This window comes from Hephaestia mangrovi, from assembly GCF_019880555.1.
Lineage (GTDB): Bacteria > Pseudomonadota > Alphaproteobacteria > Sphingomonadales > Sphingomonadaceae > Sphingomonas > Sphingomonas mangrovi.
In genome coordinates, this window is sequence record NZ_JAINVU010000005.1 from 220,773 (window position 1) to 235,781 (window position 15,009).

17 protein-coding genes are annotated in these 15,009 nt (G+C 67.9%); 2 read left to right on the forward strand and 15 right to left on the reverse strand.

All coding sequences use genetic code 11. The features are described from left to right. Positions 1-37: 37 nt before the first annotated feature. From K7G81_RS13015 to K7G81_RS13025, 3 genes are read right to left on the reverse strand one after another with little or no spacing between them, the layout of a single operon-like run. A complete protein-coding gene (locus tag K7G81_RS13015) occupies positions 38-1,774 on the reverse strand; it encodes a heparinase II/III family protein (protein ID WP_223031232.1) in 1,737 nt (578 codons plus the stop codon). Then, complete coding sequence (rpe, locus tag K7G81_RS13020; RefSeq protein WP_223031233.1) at positions 1,771-2,433, reverse strand: ribulose-phosphate 3-epimerase; 663 nt, start codon at positions 2,431-2,433, stop codon at positions 1,771-1,773. The genes K7G81_RS13015 and rpe overlap by 4 nt, the downstream gene beginning before the upstream one ends. A 46-nt stretch (positions 2,434-2,479) precedes the next feature. After that, positions 2,480-3,784: an RsmB/NOP family class I SAM-dependent RNA methyltransferase gene (locus K7G81_RS13025; protein ID WP_223031234.1), complete on the reverse strand. Its 1,305-nt coding sequence runs from the start codon at positions 3,782-3,784 to the stop codon at positions 2,480-2,482. A gap of 17 nt (positions 3,785-3,801) precedes the next feature. Between K7G81_RS13025 and K7G81_RS13030 the strand changes: the two genes are divergently transcribed. Continuing rightward, on the forward strand, positions 3,802-3,969 hold the full coding sequence (locus tag K7G81_RS13030) for a DUF1674 domain-containing protein (protein ID WP_223031235.1): 168 nt from the start codon (positions 3,802-3,804) through the stop codon (positions 3,967-3,969). 43 nt (positions 3,970-4,012) lie between these two features. Further along, positions 4,013-5,866, forward strand: coding sequence for an AsmA family protein (locus K7G81_RS18045; protein ID WP_223031236.1), 1,854 nt, complete (start codon positions 4,013-4,015; stop codon positions 5,864-5,866). Positions 5,867-5,888: 22 nt separating this feature from the next. Here the strand turns inward: K7G81_RS18045 and K7G81_RS13040 are convergent, their stop codons facing one another. The 12 genes from K7G81_RS13040 to K7G81_RS13095 all read right to left on the reverse strand — a co-directional run bounded on the left by K7G81_RS13040 (position 5,889) and on the right by K7G81_RS13095 (position 15,009). Next, positions 5,889-6,095, reverse strand: coding sequence for a putative signal transducing protein (locus K7G81_RS13040; protein WP_223031237.1), 207 nt, complete (start codon positions 6,093-6,095; stop codon positions 5,889-5,891). A gap of 27 nt (positions 6,096-6,122) precedes the next feature. Further along, positions 6,123-7,256 (reverse strand): EscU/YscU/HrcU family type III secretion system export apparatus switch protein, encoded by a 1,134-nt coding sequence (locus K7G81_RS13045; protein ID WP_223031238.1) that lies wholly within the window; start codon positions 7,254-7,256, stop codon positions 6,123-6,125. Beyond that, the gene (gene fliR / locus K7G81_RS13050; protein WP_223031239.1) at positions 7,256-8,029 is read right to left on the reverse strand and encodes a flagellar biosynthetic protein FliR; all 774 of its coding nucleotides are present in this window, start codon (positions 8,027-8,029) and stop codon (positions 7,256-7,258) included. The genes K7G81_RS13045 and fliR overlap by 1 nt, the downstream gene beginning before the upstream one ends. A gap of 150 nt (positions 8,030-8,179) precedes the next feature. Then, entirely contained in the window at positions 8,180-8,449 is a 270-nt protein-coding gene (gene fliQ / locus K7G81_RS13055) for a flagellar biosynthesis protein FliQ (protein WP_223031240.1), read from the reverse strand. A 10-nt stretch (positions 8,450-8,459) separates the two neighbouring features. After that, positions 8,460-9,368 carry a flagellar type III secretion system pore protein FliP gene (gene fliP, locus K7G81_RS13060; RefSeq protein WP_223031241.1) on the reverse strand — a complete coding sequence of 303 codons (909 nt, stop codon included), beginning with the start codon at positions 9,366-9,368 and terminating at the stop codon, positions 8,460-8,462. Positions 9,369-9,376: 8 nt separating this feature from the next. Continuing rightward, positions 9,377-9,631 carry a flagellar biosynthetic protein FliO gene (locus tag K7G81_RS13065; RefSeq protein WP_223031242.1) on the reverse strand — a complete coding sequence of 85 codons (255 nt, stop codon included), beginning with the start codon at positions 9,629-9,631 and terminating at the stop codon, positions 9,377-9,379. Further along, positions 9,628-9,936 carry a flagellar motor switch protein FliN gene (gene fliN, locus K7G81_RS13070; protein WP_223031243.1) on the reverse strand — a complete coding sequence of 103 codons (309 nt, stop codon included), beginning with the start codon at positions 9,934-9,936 and terminating at the stop codon, positions 9,628-9,630. Before fliN ends, K7G81_RS13065 begins: the two co-directional genes overlap by 4 nt. Before the next feature lie 2 nt (positions 9,937-9,938). Continuing rightward, positions 9,939-10,895: a flagellar motor switch protein FliM gene (locus K7G81_RS13075; protein ID WP_223031244.1), complete on the reverse strand. Its 957-nt coding sequence runs from the start codon at positions 10,893-10,895 to the stop codon at positions 9,939-9,941. Positions 10,896-10,899: 4 nt separating this feature from the next. Continuing rightward, a complete protein-coding gene (locus K7G81_RS13080) occupies positions 10,900-11,502 on the reverse strand; it encodes a flagellar basal body-associated FliL family protein (RefSeq protein WP_223031245.1) in 603 nt (200 codons plus the stop codon). A 19-nt stretch (positions 11,503-11,521) separates the two neighbouring features. Continuing rightward, positions 11,522-13,225, reverse strand: coding sequence for a flagellar hook-length control protein FliK (locus tag K7G81_RS13085; RefSeq protein ID WP_223031246.1), 1,704 nt, complete (start codon positions 13,223-13,225; stop codon positions 11,522-11,524). Positions 13,226-13,262: 37 nt separating this feature from the next. Further along, a complete protein-coding gene (locus tag K7G81_RS13090) occupies positions 13,263-13,682 on the reverse strand; it encodes a hypothetical protein (protein ID WP_223031247.1) in 420 nt (139 codons plus the stop codon). Beyond that, positions 13,675-15,009 carry a FliI/YscN family ATPase gene (locus K7G81_RS13095; RefSeq protein WP_223031248.1) on the reverse strand — a complete coding sequence of 445 codons (1,335 nt, stop codon included), beginning with the start codon at positions 15,007-15,009 and terminating at the stop codon, positions 13,675-13,677. Before K7G81_RS13095 ends, K7G81_RS13090 begins: the two co-directional genes overlap by 8 nt.

Below are 15,009 nucleotides of genomic sequence, written 5' to 3' on the forward strand. Positions count from 1 at the left end.
AGCCCGAGCGGGATGGGTGTGCGCCCCCCAATAACGGTCAACCCGCGCGCTTCAAGACCCAGCTGACATTCGCGCCACCCGGCGGGGCTTCGCCCGCGACCACGAGCTGCTGCGTCGGCTGCGGTCTGCCGCCTTCATCGATCCACAGGCTCGATTCGACCGCGATCATCGCGCCCTTGCAGCGGAATTGCCACGCCGCGCCACCCGGCAGGCGCAACAGCGCCGCCATGCCGTCGGCGGTCGGCGACACCTGCACGCCCGATCCGAGATGAAACCGCACCGCGAACGGCGTGGGGCCAGCCTTGCGGCGGCGCCCGGTCGGTAACAACATGTCCTCGCCGCGCAATTCGCGGCCGTCGCTGGTCAGCACCAGCTGGCGGCGATGGACGAAGCCGAAGCGTCGGGCATAGCCGTCATGGCTCGCCTCGATGCGGCTCGCGGCGTCGCTTTCCTCGCGCGCGAGCTCGACCTCGCGGACCCCCTTGCCAAGCGCGCCATCAGGCAGCACCGCGGTCGAATTGCTGTCGGCGAGCGTCAGCGTCGAATGCGCGGCGGTGCTGCGCAATCCTTGCACGACGTCCGCAGGCACTTGCGCCACCGCGCCGCGCGCGCCGCCGCAATTGACCACGATCCGCGCCGGCCCGTCGGACATTTCGAACGCCAGTGTCGAGGCGCACCCGGTGTGCATCAACCGGGCGATCGGCGGCGGCGCAGCATCGACGATCACGACCGTCTTTTGCGCGGCAAGCCGTTGATAGCCCCAATCGCGCGACTGTTTGAGCGGGCGCTTGCGGACGCCGGTTGCGGCGACGATCTGATCGAGCCGCTCGACGCCGACCGGCACGCTGCCCTGCCAGCTCGACAATCCGCCATCGCCGTGGGTGACGCCGAGCAGCGGCGGCACCATCCGCGCGAGCGTCCCCGCGACCGCCACCGGAGCATCGATCCGGCGCGCGGCATAGCAATTGGCGAGCATCGTCAGCAGCATGACGATATCGAGCTGTGCGGCCGGCGAGCGTGAAACGGTGCCCCCGTCCTCGAAAACCGACGTGGCGATCGCCTTGGCCAGCCCAGCTTCACCGATCGTCCGCCGCGGATCGCCGCCGGGGACGAGCAGCCCCGCCGCCACCGTTCCGCACCAGCTCGCGACCCGCGGCACGCCGGCCGGCAGCTTGTCGGCACCGCGATCAATGTGGCGGGCCGATCGCGCGAAACAATTGAGCACTGCCGACCGATAGACAAGGTCGGTCGAGGACAGGATCAAGGGCGCATGCGCCGCCCAGAACAGGATGCGCCGTCCGATCAGATCGTGGCGCCAGGCCGGCTCGGTGACGTGATCGGCGTGCGCGTCGAGCCATTTCTGCATAAGATATTCGGCGATCGGCGCCGCTTGCGCGCGCGGCGCGACGGTCGAGAGGTCGCGCAACCAGGCAAAGCTGTGAAGATGCTCGGCGAAGCGCGGCGACCAATCGGGATGCGCGAGCTTGATCCCCTCGATCGGGCGGCCCTCGCCGGCGATCGTCAGCATGCCCTTCATCAGCGCATGGCCGCGGCGCACATCGCCGAGGAACGGATCGTCGGGCACCGCGATAAGCTTGAGCGGATAGCGCCCGCGCAAGCGAAGCCCGTGGATCGGCGTCCGCCAGGTCAGCCGCGCGAACCGTTCGGAAAGCCGCTCGGCGAGCGACAGCCCCTTGTCGCTGCCGAGGCGAATCAGCCGCTTGCCCTGCTCGATGCCGTCGGCAGCGGTGTCGGGCTTGGCCCGGTCGCTCACCCGCCCCTCAGGGCACGAATGTTGGCAGCATAATGGTCCGGCCCGCCCTTGAAGGTGGCGGTGCCGGCGACCAGTGCGTCGGCGCCGGCGGCAATCGCAGCCTTCGCGGTTTCGGGATCGATGCCGCCATCGACCTCGAGATCGATGTCGCGGCCGGACTTGTCGATCATCGTGCGGATCGCCTCGATCTTGCGCAACTGGCTGGGAATGAAGCTCTGCCCGCCGAAGCCGGGATTGACGCTCATCACCAGGATCAGGTCGGCCAGATCCATCAGATAATCGAGCATCTTCGCCGGCGTGCCGGGATTGAGCACCACGCCGGCGCGCTTGCCCAGCGACTTGATGTGCTGAAGCGAGCGATGAATATGCGGCCCCGCTTCGGGATGAACGGTGATCGTGTCGGCGCCGGCCTCGGCAAAGGCATCGAGATAGGCATCGACGGGCGAGATCATCAGATGGACGTCGAACGGCAGCGTCGTCACCGGGCGCAGCGCCTTCACCACCACGGGCCCCATCGAGATGTTGGGCACGAAATGCCCGTCCATCACGTCGATATGAACCCAATCGGCGCCCGCCGCCTCGATCGCGCGCACCTCCTCACCGAGGCGGGCGAAATCAGCACTGAGGATCGATGGCGCGATGCGAACGGGCTTGGTCATGCGCACCAGCATGTAACACGCCCGGTTGCGCCCGCAAGGTGGCGCGTCAGGCGGCGCGTCTCAGCCGCGCGATGAAGAAGCCGTCGCACCCGCCGTCCGCCTCGATCGTGCCGGGCAGCAGGCGCAGCCAGCCTTGCGGTGCCGCGCTTATGCCCACCGGCAGCTCCTCGGCACGCACCGGATCGATCGCGAAATCGGAACGCGAAGCGAGCAGGCGATCGATCTGCGCCTCGCCCTCGGCGGGTTCCAGCGAACAGGTGGCGTAGACCAAGGTGCCGCCCGGCCGCAGCCAATCGACCGCGCGCGCCAGCAGCCGTTCCTGCAGCACTGCCGCGTCCTCGATCAGCGCCGGCGAGACGCGATGGAGCACGTCTGGATGCCGCCGGAAGATGCCGGTCGCGCTGCACGGCGCGTCGAGCAGCACCGCGTCGACCGGCGCTGGCGGCGCCCAATCGAGCGCGTCACGAGCGATCACCTCCGCGGCAAGGCCGGTGCGGGCAAGGTTGTCCGAAAGTCGCGCGAGACGACTTTCCGATATGTCGACCGCAGCCACCTGCCACCCCGCGGCGGCGAGTTGCAGCGTCTTTCCCCCGGGGGCGGCGCAAAGGTCGATCGCCCGGCCCGGCCCAGCGCCGATCAACCGGGCCGGCAGCGAGGCGGCGATATCCTGCACCCACCAGGCGCCTTCGGCATAGCCGGGGAGCTGCGGCACCGGCGCGTGGTCGGCGAGGCGGCGGTGGCCGGGAATCAGCGCGACGCCCCCGAGATCGGCGGGAGCGTCATCGTTTTTGAGCGTCAGGTCGAGCGGTGGCGGCGCGGCGATCGCGCGCGCGGCCGCGGCTACCATGTCTCCGCCCCAGGCCGTCCGCCACCGCTCGGCAACCGCTTCGGGCAGCGTCGGCACCGCCGGCAACGTCGCCCCCCGCCGCATCAACGTGCCGAACACGCCGTGGACGAGCTTGCGCGGGCCGCCGTCGACCAGCGGCAGCACTGTCGAGATCGCCGCGTGCGGCGGCGTGCCGAGCATCAACGCCTGGGCAAGCGCGATCCGCAGCGCGACGCGCGCCTTGGCATCGCCGGGAAGCGGCCGCGCGGTTGCCGAATCGATCAGCGCGTCGAGATCGGGCAGGCGGCGCAGCACCTCGGCCGCAATGGCGTGTGCGAGCGCGCGGTCGTTGGCCTGATCGAGCTCGCGCGCGGCGGTGTCGAGCGCCGCCTCGAGCGCCTGGCCGCGTCGCAACACCGCATCGAGCAGCCGCAGCGCCGCTCGCCGCGCGGGCACGCCGGGGCCATCCTGCTGCGATGCGCGTCTTGATCTCGGGCGTCGGTCGGCCAATTGTACACCTGTCATTGTCGGGAGAAATGCCCATGGGCCGCCGCCCGCCGCACGTAAAGCCGCCAGCGCATCTTTCGAAGAGCCCGCCGGTGCCGAAACCCGATCCCCGGCCGCCCGAGGACGAGGCGCACGACCCGTTGGGGCTCGATCCGACGCGCTATGGCGACTGGACGCTGAAAGGGATCGCCGTCGACTTCTGATCGGGAGCGGAACGAAACCCGCGGCTGGCGCGTCGAGCCTTGCGTGACTGCTCGCGACCTCTTCGCCGACCGGCGGTGGCGCTGGACGGCGATTGCGGCAGCCATTGTCCTGGCTCTGCTGCTGATCGTGGCGACCTTCCCGTTTGCGTGGCTCAAGCCCAGCCTGGAACGCGACTGGACGCGCAAGATCGGGCGTCCGGTGACGATCGGCGAGATGCGGCGCGAAACGCTGTTCTCCTTCACCCCGACGATCATCGTCCGCGATGTCCGCGTGCCGCAGCCCGCCTGGGCGGGGACCGGCAATCTGGCGACGATCGGGACCGGGGAAATACGTTTCAACGTGTTCTCCGCGCTGCTCGGGCATTTCCGGCCGACGGAAATCGCGCTGTCCGGGTTGCGGCTCGCGCTGGTGCGCGATGCCGACGGGCGGACCAACTGGACCTCGGGTAGCCGCGGTCGCGGCCGCCTCGCGCTCGACCGGCTGGCGCTGAGCGGCGCGCAAGCGACCTATCGCGATGCCAAACGAGATCGCGAGGCTCACCTGACGCTTGCCGCCGATCGAACGCATGGCGTCACCATCACGGGAACCGGCAAGATCAAAGGCCATGCGGTGACGATCGAGGCCTATGGCCCGCCGATCACCGATGCCGCCGCGCGCTGGCCGTTCGCGGCGCGGATCGCGGGGGATGCGGTGGGCATGACGGTCAAGGGCGTGATGGCCCACCCTCTCGATACCGCGCACATGACGGCGCAGATGACCGCGCATGCCATGGATCTCAAGCTCGTCGACGCGATCATCGAGGCCGGACTGTTCGGCACCCAGCCGGTCAAGCTGGCCGCGCATGTTGTCCACGACGGCACGCGCTGGACGGTGACGAACCTGCGCGGCGCGATCGGCGGATCGGACCTGACGGGGCATGTCTCGACCAAAATCGTCGATGGCCGCACCAAGCTGGACGGCGCCGTGACGTTCGGCCGGCTCGATTTCGACGATCTCGCCTCGGACGAAGGGCTGGCGCGGGCGCGCCAGGTGACCAGCCAGATCGGCCGCAAGCTCGTGCCGCCGACCCGAATCAATCTTGCTCATATCGGCGATACCGATGGCGTGATCCGCGTCGTTGCGCGCAAACTGATATCGAAATCGCCTTCATCACTCACCGCCCTGAGCGGCACGCTGACGCTCGATCACCGCCGCCTGACGCTTGATCCGTTCAGAATCGATCTCACCCGCGGCCATGTCACGGGCCGAATCATCGTCGACCAGCACGACGGCGCGCCGCTGCCCCGGGTCACCCTGGCGCTCGACCTCGCCGGCAGCGACCTGCCGACCCTGGTCGGCGGTGACGGCGACGTTACCGGATCGGTGACCGGCCGGCTGCGCCTCGTCGGCCGGGGCAGCACCTTTCGCGAGGTGGCCGGCAATGCCGATGGGCGCATCGGGCTGATCGCGCGCGACGGCGTTCTCCCCGCCAAGGTCGCTTCCGAGCTCGGGTTCGATCTCGGCCGCACGCTGACCACAAGCGACGACAAGCAGGCCGGGCTGCGCTGTGCGGCGATCGGGCTTGCGATGCGCGGCGGCACCGGCACGCTGGATCCGATGGTGATCGACACGACGCGCGCGCAATCGCGCGGGCAGGGCACCGTTCGCTTCCCGCAGGAAGCGCTCGCGATCCGGCTGACCGGCGCGCCCAAGGCGAAAAGCGTGCTGCGCCTGCCTGCCGCGATCATCGTCAGCGGCACGATAAAGGACCCGCAAGTCGACCTGCAGAAGGGCGCCAAATCGGTCGGCAACATCCTGAAGGCGATCGGCCAGTCGATCGCCGGAGACCAGCCGCCGCGCGCAACCGACGCCGATTGCAACGCGCTCGCCGCGCGGGCGCTGGGGAGCCGATCTTGAACGCGGCGCCGAGCCGATTCAGCTACGCTGAATCCGCCTCCAGCGACGCCCGCGCCCGCGCGAGATCGTCCTCATCGACCATCACCCGCACCGGGATCAGCAGCCAGCTACCGTCGGCGATGCTGGCGCCGGCGTCGAACGCCACCGCGTCGATGCCTTCCGATTCGAGCCGCCCGACGATGATGTGCGCTTCATTGCGATCGAAGCGGCCGAGTTCAGTGAGAGCCATGCGAATCGGTCTAGCACCGAAAGGCGTTCAGGCAGAACCCTGCCGGACGCCGTTTTCGTCGAACCGCGCGGTATCGGGCACGTCGATCGGCGGCGGGCTGCCGCCGGCCTGCGCATTCAGGTTGAACACAAACGCCAGCACGGCCGCAATCGCCATGTAGAGATCGTCGCGGATATCCTGGTTTTCCTGGCTGGTATAATAGATCGCGCGGGCCAGCGCGGGATATTCGAGCACCGGCACCTTGGCGTCACCGGCGACGTCACGAATCGCCAGGGCCGTGGCACCACGCCCTTTCGCCACCACCACCGGCACCTTGTCCTGCCCGCGATCGTAGCGCAGCGCGACCGCGAAATGGGTCGGGTTGGTCAGCACGACATGCGCGCTCTCGACCGCTTTCTTGACCGAGCGCCGTGCCATCGCGCGCTGGCGCTGGCGCTGCTGCGCCTTCACTTCCGGCGAGCCTTCCTGCTCCTTGTGCTCGTCCTTCACTTCCTGCTTCGACATGCGGAGCTGGTGGAGCAGGCGGACGATCTGGATCGGCAGGTCGATCCCGGCGATGATCACCAGCCCACCGGCCATCGCGAACAGGATGCCCATCATGCGATCGCCGAGCAGGGCCACTGCCTCATGAACGTCGGTCGCGGCCAGCCCGAAGGAGGGCTTGGAAACCTGCCACAGCATATAGGCGCCGATCACGCCGAGCAGCGTCACCTTGAGCAGCGACTTGCCGAGCTCGATCCAGCCCTGCGCACCGACGATCCGCTTCAGGCCCGAAGCTGGATTGATCCGGCTCGCCTTCGGCGCGAGCAGCTTCGAATTGAAGCGCAGCCCGGAAAGCCCCGCTTGGCTGGCGATCGCGGCGACGACGACGATCGCGAACAAGCTGGCGAGCGACGGCGCCAGCTTCCAGCCGGCTTCGGCGAGCGGACGGAACGGCTCGAAATCGGCGACATCGCCGCGGTTGAATTGGAAGCTCGCCGCCATCACCGCCTGGCACCCGCGCATCAGCCCGGGCCCGAACAGCGCCATCCACCCGCACCCGGCGAGCACCGCAAGCGCGGTGGCGAGTTCGCGCGACTTGAGCAGCTGGCCTTCGTCGGCAGCCTTCTGCTTGCGCTTGGGTGTCGGCGCTTCTGTCTTTTCGCCGAATTCCTCCGCCATCAGCCGAACACCAATGTCTGCGAGGCGGCCAGGCCTTCACGGATGATGACCTGCATGTAATCGCCCATCGCCGGGAAGGCGATGGCGAGCGCGATCACGCCGACCGCGAGGCTCGCCGGCAAGCCGACCGCGAACAGATTGAGCGCGGGTGCCGAGCGCGACAGCATGCCGACGATGAGGTTAAGGCATAACAGCAGGAAGCCGACCGGGAGCGCGAGCAGGAATCCGGCCGAAAAGGCATAGCCGCCGAAAAAGGCGATGTGCTTGAGTTGGTCGGGGGTCAGCCACGCCGCACCCGGCGGCAGCGCCTGATAGCTCTTCACCACCATGTCGACGAGGATCAGGTGTCCGTCGAGCGACAGGAACAGGAGGGTCAGCAGGATCGACATAAACTGGCCGACCGCCTGGCTCGAGCCGCCCGATTGCGGATCGACCATCGATGCGAAGCCGATGCCCATCGAATTGCCGATCATCTCTCCGGCGATCAGCGGCGCGGCGAACGCGATTTGGAGGATGAACCCCATCGCGAGGCCAACCAGCGCCTCGGCGGCGACCGACAGGAAGGTCGTCAGCGCGAACACCTGATGCGGCGGCGTGATCGGGTGGATGCCGAGCACCAGGATGCCGATCGCGCCGGAAAGCGTGATCCTGACCGGCAGCGGCACTTGCACCGCGCCGAACACCGGAGCCGCGATCAGCGCCGATCCGACGCGGACCATGACGAAGATCAGCGCCCACAGCTGCGGCTCGATCGAGAGGCCGAAGCCCAACATTCTATTGGTCGCCCCCGGCTCCGAAGCCGTCATGCTGAACTTGGTTCAGCATCCATGGCACCACGCCCACGTCGCGCATGCCGCCGATGATGCGCCATGGACCCTGAAACAAGTTCAGGGTGACGAACGAGGGCACGTCTCCCGGGTTAGTCACTGCACCAGATCCGGAATGCGCTCGAAGATGCTCGTGGTGAAGTCGGTCAGCAGCCCCATGATCATGCTGCCGAAGATCACCAGGCTGATCGCGACGACGATCAGCTTCGGCACGAACGACAGGGTCTGTTCGTTGATCGAGGTCGCTGCCTGGATCATGCCGAGGATGAGGCCCGCGAGCAGCGCCGGAATCAGGATCGGCGCGGCGGCGAGCGCAAGCACCCACAGCGCCTCGTGCGCAACCGACAGGAAATAATCCGCGTCCATCGTCCCGCCCTCAGGTCATGAAACTGTTGGCAAGGCTGCCCATGGTGAGCGCCCAGCCGTCGACGAGGACGAACAGCAGCAATTTGAACGGCAACGAGATGATCGTCGGCGAGAGCATCATCATGCCGAGGCTCATCAGCACGGTGGCGACGACGAGATCGATGACGATGAACGGCAGGAAGATCAGGAAGCCGATCTGGAACGCGGTCTTCAATTCGCTGGTGACGAACGACGGCAGCAGGATCGAATAGGGCACTTGCGCGGCATTCTGGAACGGGCCGGCGTGCGCCATCTCGGCGAACATCGTGATGTCCTTCTTGCGCGTCTGCTTGATCATGAAATCGTGCAGCGGCGCGCCGGCGGTCTTGATCATCTGCGTCGCGCCGATCTGGCCGGCCGAATAAGGCTGGATCGCGGTCGTATTGATGCGGCTGATCACCGGCGACATGATGAAGAAGCTCAGGAACAGCGACAGGCCGATCAGCACCTGGTTGGGCGGGGTTTGCTGCAAACCCATCGCCTGGCGCAAGATCGACAACACGATGATGATCCGCGTGAAGCTGGTCATCATCAGCAGGATGCCGGGCAGGATCGTCAGCAGCCCCATGATGATGAGGATCTGCAGGCTGAGCGCCATCGGGGCGTTGCCGTTCGCCTGATTCTGCGCGCTCGACTTGCCGAGATCGCCCAGCGCGCGATCGATCGCGTCGCCGACGCCCGGTGTCGCAGGCGCGGTCACTTGCGCGGGCGCGGATGGCGCCGGCAGCTCTTGCGCGAACGACGGCGCGGCTATCGCGAGGCAAAGCAGGATGGCGAGGATCGCCAGCACCAGCCGGGCGCCGGCCCCGCCCCCCGTCCGCCGCGCGGGCTGGACGAACAGCGAGGGCCCCGCCTGGCCTCGCAGGCGCCGCACGGTCACGTTCTGGCTCACTTGTCGCCCCGGTCGATCAGGCTGACGCCGTTACGGCTGACCGAGACGAGCAGCTTGCGCCCCTCGAATTCGAGCACCGCGAGCTTGGTGCCGGTCGACACCATCATCGTCTCGGTCACCTTGAGCATGCGATTGGCGGGCTGCCCCGGCATCCGGCTTTCCAGCTTCCGCCACAGCCACAGACAGCCGATCATCAGGCCGCAGACGAGCGGCAGCAGGATCACCAGCTTCAGCACATAGGCCCACATCATAGCGGCTTGGCGCGCTTGTCGGGGCTCACCAGCTCGGTCATGCGCACGCCGAAGCGCTCGCCGACCGTAACCACTTCGCCGCGGCCGATCAGCGTGCCGTTGACGAACACGTCGAGCAGCTCGTTGGCCTGGCGATCGAGCTCGATCACGCTCGATTCGCCGAGCGCGAGCAATTCACGCAGCGAAAGCTGGGTCGAGCCGATCTCGACCGTCAGCTTGACGTCGACGTCCTGCAGCAAGCGAAAGTTCGCTGCCACCGCGCCGTCGGCCGGGATGCCCCCGTTTCCCCCCGTCATGTCGTTCATCGTCAGTCCTCGTTCTGAATGCGCTTGATCTTGGTAAGCTTGATCGCCGCCTTGCCGTTCGACGTGCCGACCGTGCCGGTGCCGAATCGATCCCCGCCGACCATCACCGGTACGTCGTTTCCGAACGCGATCGGGATGACGTCGCCGACTTTCAGCTCCATCAACTGGGCAAGCGAGATGGTCGGCTCGGCGAGCACCGAGCGGACTGGAAAGGTGATCGCCATCGCGGCGCGGGTCAGCCCGCCCGACCAGGTCGGATCGGGTTCGGCGGTCTTGCCGACCACCTTGCCGGTGAGCTGCGGCGTGTGCGGTTTCAGCACGGCGACCGGATAGACCAGATCGATGAAGCGCGGCTCTTCCTCGTCCGAGGCCATGCCGAAGCGCGTCACCACCATGGCGTCATCGCCGTCGAGATCGGCGAGCATCGCGGCGTTGGCCTCGACATGGCCCGGCGCGAAGTCGAGCTTGGCGAGCGGTTCCCAGGCCGATTTCAGCGGCGCGGTGAGCATCGCGGCGACGCGGCCAACCATCGCCTCGGCGGCGGGCGAAAATTCGCTGGGCAGCGCCTTGGGCGTATCGCCAATGCCGCCGAAGAACAGATCGAGCATCTCGAGCACGAAGCGCCCGTCAAACACTGCCAGCGCGACGCCGGGCGACGAAGCCGGCGACGGCGTGACGGCGAGCGGCATCCACGCGGTCAACCCTTCGGGCCGCTCGGCGCGATAATCGGCGAAGCGCTGCACGACGAGCGGTTCGGCCCAAATGCGCAGCTCGCGCCGCAGCACCGGCTCGAACACCCCGCGCAAGCTGCGCGCCAGCCGCGCCGAGAGATGCTGCACGCTGTGCAGATCCCCGAACGGGTTGAGCTTGGGCGCGCCGAACGCGAACGCGCTTTCCACGCTGGCGCGCGGGCGTTCGCGTCGATCGGCCTTCACCGTGGATGACGGGCTGTTAACCATGTCATCACTGAACAACGAAATTGGTAAAGTAGACGTTACTAATACCGCCGAATCCTTCCTTTTGGATCAAAACCTGGTTGATCGCGTCGGCAATGTGCTTCTGCAGCTGCTTCTTGCCGTCGGAGGTGAACACCTCGTCCTCGGTGGTGTCACCCAGCGCCATCAGCACTGCCGAGCGAACCGCGATCTCGTGCGTCTTGAGGTTATCGATCACGCGCTGATCGTAGGGCGTCGACACCGCGATCCCGACCTGGATGTAATGGACGCTGTCCTGCAGGTTCGAGGTGAAGTCCTTGTCGAGCTCGTAATAGGTCGAGGCGTATTTGGCGCCGCCGGTGCCAGCCGGCGTCGCTTCCTTGGAACCGCCGCCGCTCGTCTCGCTGCCCGATCCCTCGGCGGCGCTGACGCGCACCTCCTCGCTTTTCGGCACGAGCTGCGGCACGTCCTGCGCGGGCTTCGCCTCGGCGCTCGAGCCGCCCATTTTCTGGGCGAAGAACATGCCGCCGGCAGCGCCAGCGCCGACCAGGACGAGCAGCACGGCACCGATGCCGAGCAGCTTGACCAGCTTGCCCTTCTTCTTGGGGGTGTCTTCCTTCTTGTCAGCCATGGTGTGTTTCCTTCGTCAATCAGGCGAGTCGGGTTGAAACGGGTGCCGCCGCGTCGTCCTCGATCGCCATGGCGGAGGCGGGACGCGGCGGAAGCGGTGGATTGGCGCTGTTTTGCTGTTGCTGCGGCTGCTGGCGGCCGGCCTCGCCGCCGCCGGCATCGACGGTGGCCTGGCCGAGCTTGACGCCGCGCACCTGCGCAGCCTCGGCCAGCCTGGGCTGCGCATCGGCGAGCATCGTGCGGGTCTGCGGTACGTCGGCGGCGAAACGGACATGAACAGCGTCGCCATCGTGTCTGATCGACACATCGACCTTGCCGAGCGCGTCGGGCATCAGCGTGATTCGCGTGCTGGTCGCATCGGCGGCGTCGCGCAGCGCCTCGATATGATCGATCATCGTCTGCGGCCAATCGTCGCGCCGCATGTCGAGCGCGATCTGTTGCGCATGGCCGGTGGCGACTACCGTCCCGGCGACCTGCGCCGAACCGGCCGCCGCGGAAAGCGCCTGCAACGCGATCTCGCGCGGCGACGGCTCGGTGGCGTCGGCGCGCCGGCTCGGCAGCATGCTGCCCGAGAGCGCGAAACCGAACACCATGCCCGCGGCCTGCGGCGACGTCGCGGCGGGCGGCGCGGGAGCGGCGCTCGTCGCGTCGACGATATGCGGTAGCGGCGCCTGCGTCGCCCTGCCCGCCGCTTGCGCGTCCGGCATAGTGGTCGGCGGAGCGACCGAAGTGGTGGGCAGGTGGGGCGAGACTACGCCCCCCATCGTCGATTTGCCCTCGGCGACAGACGCAACACCGATAGACAGCTGCGTCCCGATCGGAGAGCCTGGACCCGAGACCCGGGTGGTATCAGTCGCGGTGACGAGCGAAGCCATCGGCGACCGAGCCGGCGACGGCTGTACAGACGTGTCGGGCCGCGAAGATGCTGCTTGCGCAGCGAGAACACTGGCATCCGACGCGACGCCCGCGCTGATAGGCTGCGGCACGGACAACGCCTGCTTTTCGGCGCCGAGCGGCTTGGCGGGGGTTGTCGGATCGGTTGTTACATCGGCCTGTCCGGTTGGCGCCGGCTTGGTCAAATTGGCCAATGTATCGGCATCGATCGCCGGTGCTGCAGCCACGGCGGAAGCGCCCGCCCGGTTTACCTCGATCGCATTGGTCGCGCCCGGGTCGGTTGTCGCGGCGTCGGCGCTGGAGGCCGCGTCCGATACGCGGATCAAGATCGCCTCGGCAGGCGCGGGCCCGGCGATGGGCGGAATTACCGCCGAAGCCGAATCGATCGACGCTGCCGCCGTCTCGTGCTTTTTCTTGTGGTCATTGGACGTCCGGGTCTGCTCAATCGCCGGCGAGGCATCACCGCTCGCTTCGAGCAGCGCCACCAGCGCCGTATCGGTCGCGTCGGGCTGCGCATCACCGGCATCGGCAACTACGGGCGCCGAATCGGCAGATGATTTCCCGGCACCGTCGGATGAGGAGAGCGAAAGCTGGGCTTTGACCGGAACGACCGCAGGCATCGCGATGCCGCCGATTCCCGGCAAGACGTTGCCGGTTTCGGCAAGCGGTTGCCGCGCGGCCTGCAGCACGGGTGTCGTCATCGATCCGCTCGCCCCCGGCACCGCCAGATCGGCCAGCGCCGCCGCGAAATCGCCCGCTACCGGCGCAAGGCCGGGCGCGCCGATCGCAAGCGGCGAGGTCAGACTGGTCGAGAGTGTCAGGTCGAGCATGCGCGTCAGCGCCTCCGGCGGTGGTACCGCTGGCTATTCAGCAAGGATCGTGCCGAATCTTTCGTACCGGCGGCAATTCCTCCAGAGCGCGCATCGCCTTGAGCGCCTGATCGGCGGTTTCGCGCTCGATCAGCTTTTCGATCGCACTGTGATCGCGCTTCGCCTCGCGCGTCGCCGCGGCGGCGCGTTCGAGAGTCTCGTTCGCGGCATGGAGCCGCGCGTCGGCCGCTTCGGCAGAACGCTGCAGACGATCGCGAAAATGTGCCGCCGCCATCAGCGCCAGCGCGCCGCTCGGCTCGGGCGCCGGCGCGACATTGTCGGCAAGCGCGGCGATGCGGTTGCGCAGATGCTGCTCGCTGTCGAGCTTGGCCTGCGCGCGCACTTCGTCGGCGCGGACCATGTTGAGCTGCAACTCGCGCACGCGTAGCAGCCGGTCGAGCGTCTTGCGGTCAGCCATCGCCGAACACGCCGACCAGTTCGGCGACCGCGACATCGAGCGGGACGACCTCGTTCGCGTCCTGGCGGATATATTCCATCACCGCGCCGTGGCAGGCGATCGCGCGGTCGATCGCCGGGTCGGCCCCAGCGCGATAGGCGCCCATCAACACGAGATCGCGATTTTCCTCATAGGTCGCGAGATGGCGGCGCAGCACCCGCGCCGCCTTGGCATGGTCGGCGCTGACGATGTCGGTCATCACGCGGCTGACCGACGGGCCGACGTTGATCGCGGGATAGACGCCGCGCTCGGCAAGCGCCCGCGACAGCACGATATGCCCGTCGAGGATCGAACGCGCCGAATCGACCACGGGATCGTTGCCGTCGTCGCCATCGGCAAGCACCGTGTAAATCGCGGTGATCGAGCCGCCCGACGAGACGCAGGTGCCCGCGCGCTCGATCAGATTGGGCAGCATGGCGATCGCCGACGGCGGATAGCCGCGCGCCGATGGCGGCTCGCCCAGCGCCAGCCCGATCTCGCGCCCGGCATGGGCAACGCGGGTCAGCGAATCCATGATGAGCAGGACTTTCTTGCCCTCGGCGCGGAATTGTTCGGCGATCGCCGTCGCCCTCAGCGCGCCGCGGATGCGCAGCACCGGCGAATGGTTGGCGGGCACCGCGACAACCACAGATCGCGCGCGCGCCTCGCCGGCGACCTTGGTTTCGAGGAAGTCGGCGACCTCGCGGCTACGCTCGCCGATCAGGCCGATGACGATTACGTCGGCCTTGGCGGCACGGACGATCATGCCCAGCAACACCGACTTGCCGACGCCCGATCCGGCCATGATGCCGACGCGCTGGCCCTGGCCGATCGTCAGCAGGCCGTTGATCGCGCGCACCCCGACATCGAGCGGTTCGAGCACGCGTCCGCGGTCGAGCGGGTTTTGCAATTTGCCGGCGAGCGGCCATTTTTGCGCACCGCGCACGGGGCCGAGCCCGTCGATCGGCTTGCCCGCGCCATCGACCACGCGGCCGAGCAGTGCGGCGCCGACCTCTGCCTCCCCCGGCGGGCCGATCGGGCGCACCGGCGATTGCGGCAGCAGCGGCGCGGGGCCGCCCAGATTCATCAGCAGCGTGCGGCCGTTGCGAAAGCCGATCACCTCCGCCTCGACGCGGTTCGAGCCGTTGTCGCCGCCGACCGCACAGACAGTACCGACCGGTAACGTCAGCCCGACCGCCTCCATCAGCAGCCCGTCGAACGAGGCGAGCCGCCCGCACACTTTCGGCCGCGGCGCGAAATCGGCATGGCCCAGCGATTCGAGATAATCGGCGGTAAAGCGGTTCAACAT

What these genes read in the sequence shown, in the direction of transcription:
- K7G81_RS13025 (WP_223031234.1), bottom strand. Translation starts at nt 3,784, where the DNA reads ATGACAGGTGTACAATTGGCCGACCGACGCCCGAGATCAAGACGCGCA.
- K7G81_RS13030 (WP_223031235.1), top strand. Translation starts at nt 3,802, where the DNA reads ATGGGCCGCCGCCCGCCGCACGTAAAGCCGCCAGCGCATCTTTCGAAG.
- K7G81_RS13090 (WP_223031247.1), bottom strand. Translation starts at nt 13,682, where the DNA reads ATGGCTGACCGCAAGACGCTCGACCGGCTGCTACGCGTGCGCGAGTTG.
- K7G81_RS13095 (WP_223031248.1), bottom strand. Translation starts at nt 15,009, where the DNA reads ATGTTGAACCGCTTTACCGCCGATTATCTCGAATCGCTGGGCCATGCC.
- K7G81_RS13065 (WP_223031242.1), bottom strand. Translation starts at nt 9,631, where the DNA reads ATGATGTGGGCCTATGTGCTGAAGCTGGTGATCCTGCTGCCGCTCGTC.
- K7G81_RS13040 (WP_223031237.1), bottom strand. Translation starts at nt 6,095, where the DNA reads ATGGCTCTCACTGAACTCGGCCGCTTCGATCGCAATGAAGCGCACATC.
- K7G81_RS13080 (WP_223031245.1), bottom strand. Translation starts at nt 11,502, where the DNA reads ATGGCTGACAAGAAGGAAGACACCCCCAAGAAGAAGGGCAAGCTGGTC.
- K7G81_RS13045 (WP_223031238.1), bottom strand. Translation starts at nt 7,256, where the DNA reads ATGGCGGAGGAATTCGGCGAAAAGACAGAAGCGCCGACACCCAAGCGC.
- K7G81_RS13085 (WP_223031246.1), bottom strand. Translation starts at nt 13,225, where the DNA reads ATGCTCGACCTGACACTCTCGACCAGTCTGACCTCGCCGCTTGCGATC.
- fliN (WP_223031243.1), bottom strand. Translation starts at nt 9,936, where the DNA reads ATGAACGACATGACGGGGGGAAACGGGGGCATCCCGGCCGACGGCGCG.
- rpe (WP_223031233.1), bottom strand. Translation starts at nt 2,433, where the DNA reads ATGACCAAGCCCGTTCGCATCGCGCCATCGATCCTCAGTGCTGATTTC.
- K7G81_RS13075 (WP_223031244.1), bottom strand. Translation starts at nt 10,895, where the DNA reads ATGGTTAACAGCCCGTCATCCACGGTGAAGGCCGATCGACGCGAACGC.
- fliR (WP_223031239.1), bottom strand. Translation starts at nt 8,029, where the DNA reads ATGTTGGGCTTCGGCCTCTCGATCGAGCCGCAGCTGTGGGCGCTGATC.
- fliQ (WP_223031240.1), bottom strand. Translation starts at nt 8,449, where the DNA reads ATGGACGCGGATTATTTCCTGTCGGTTGCGCACGAGGCGCTGTGGGTG.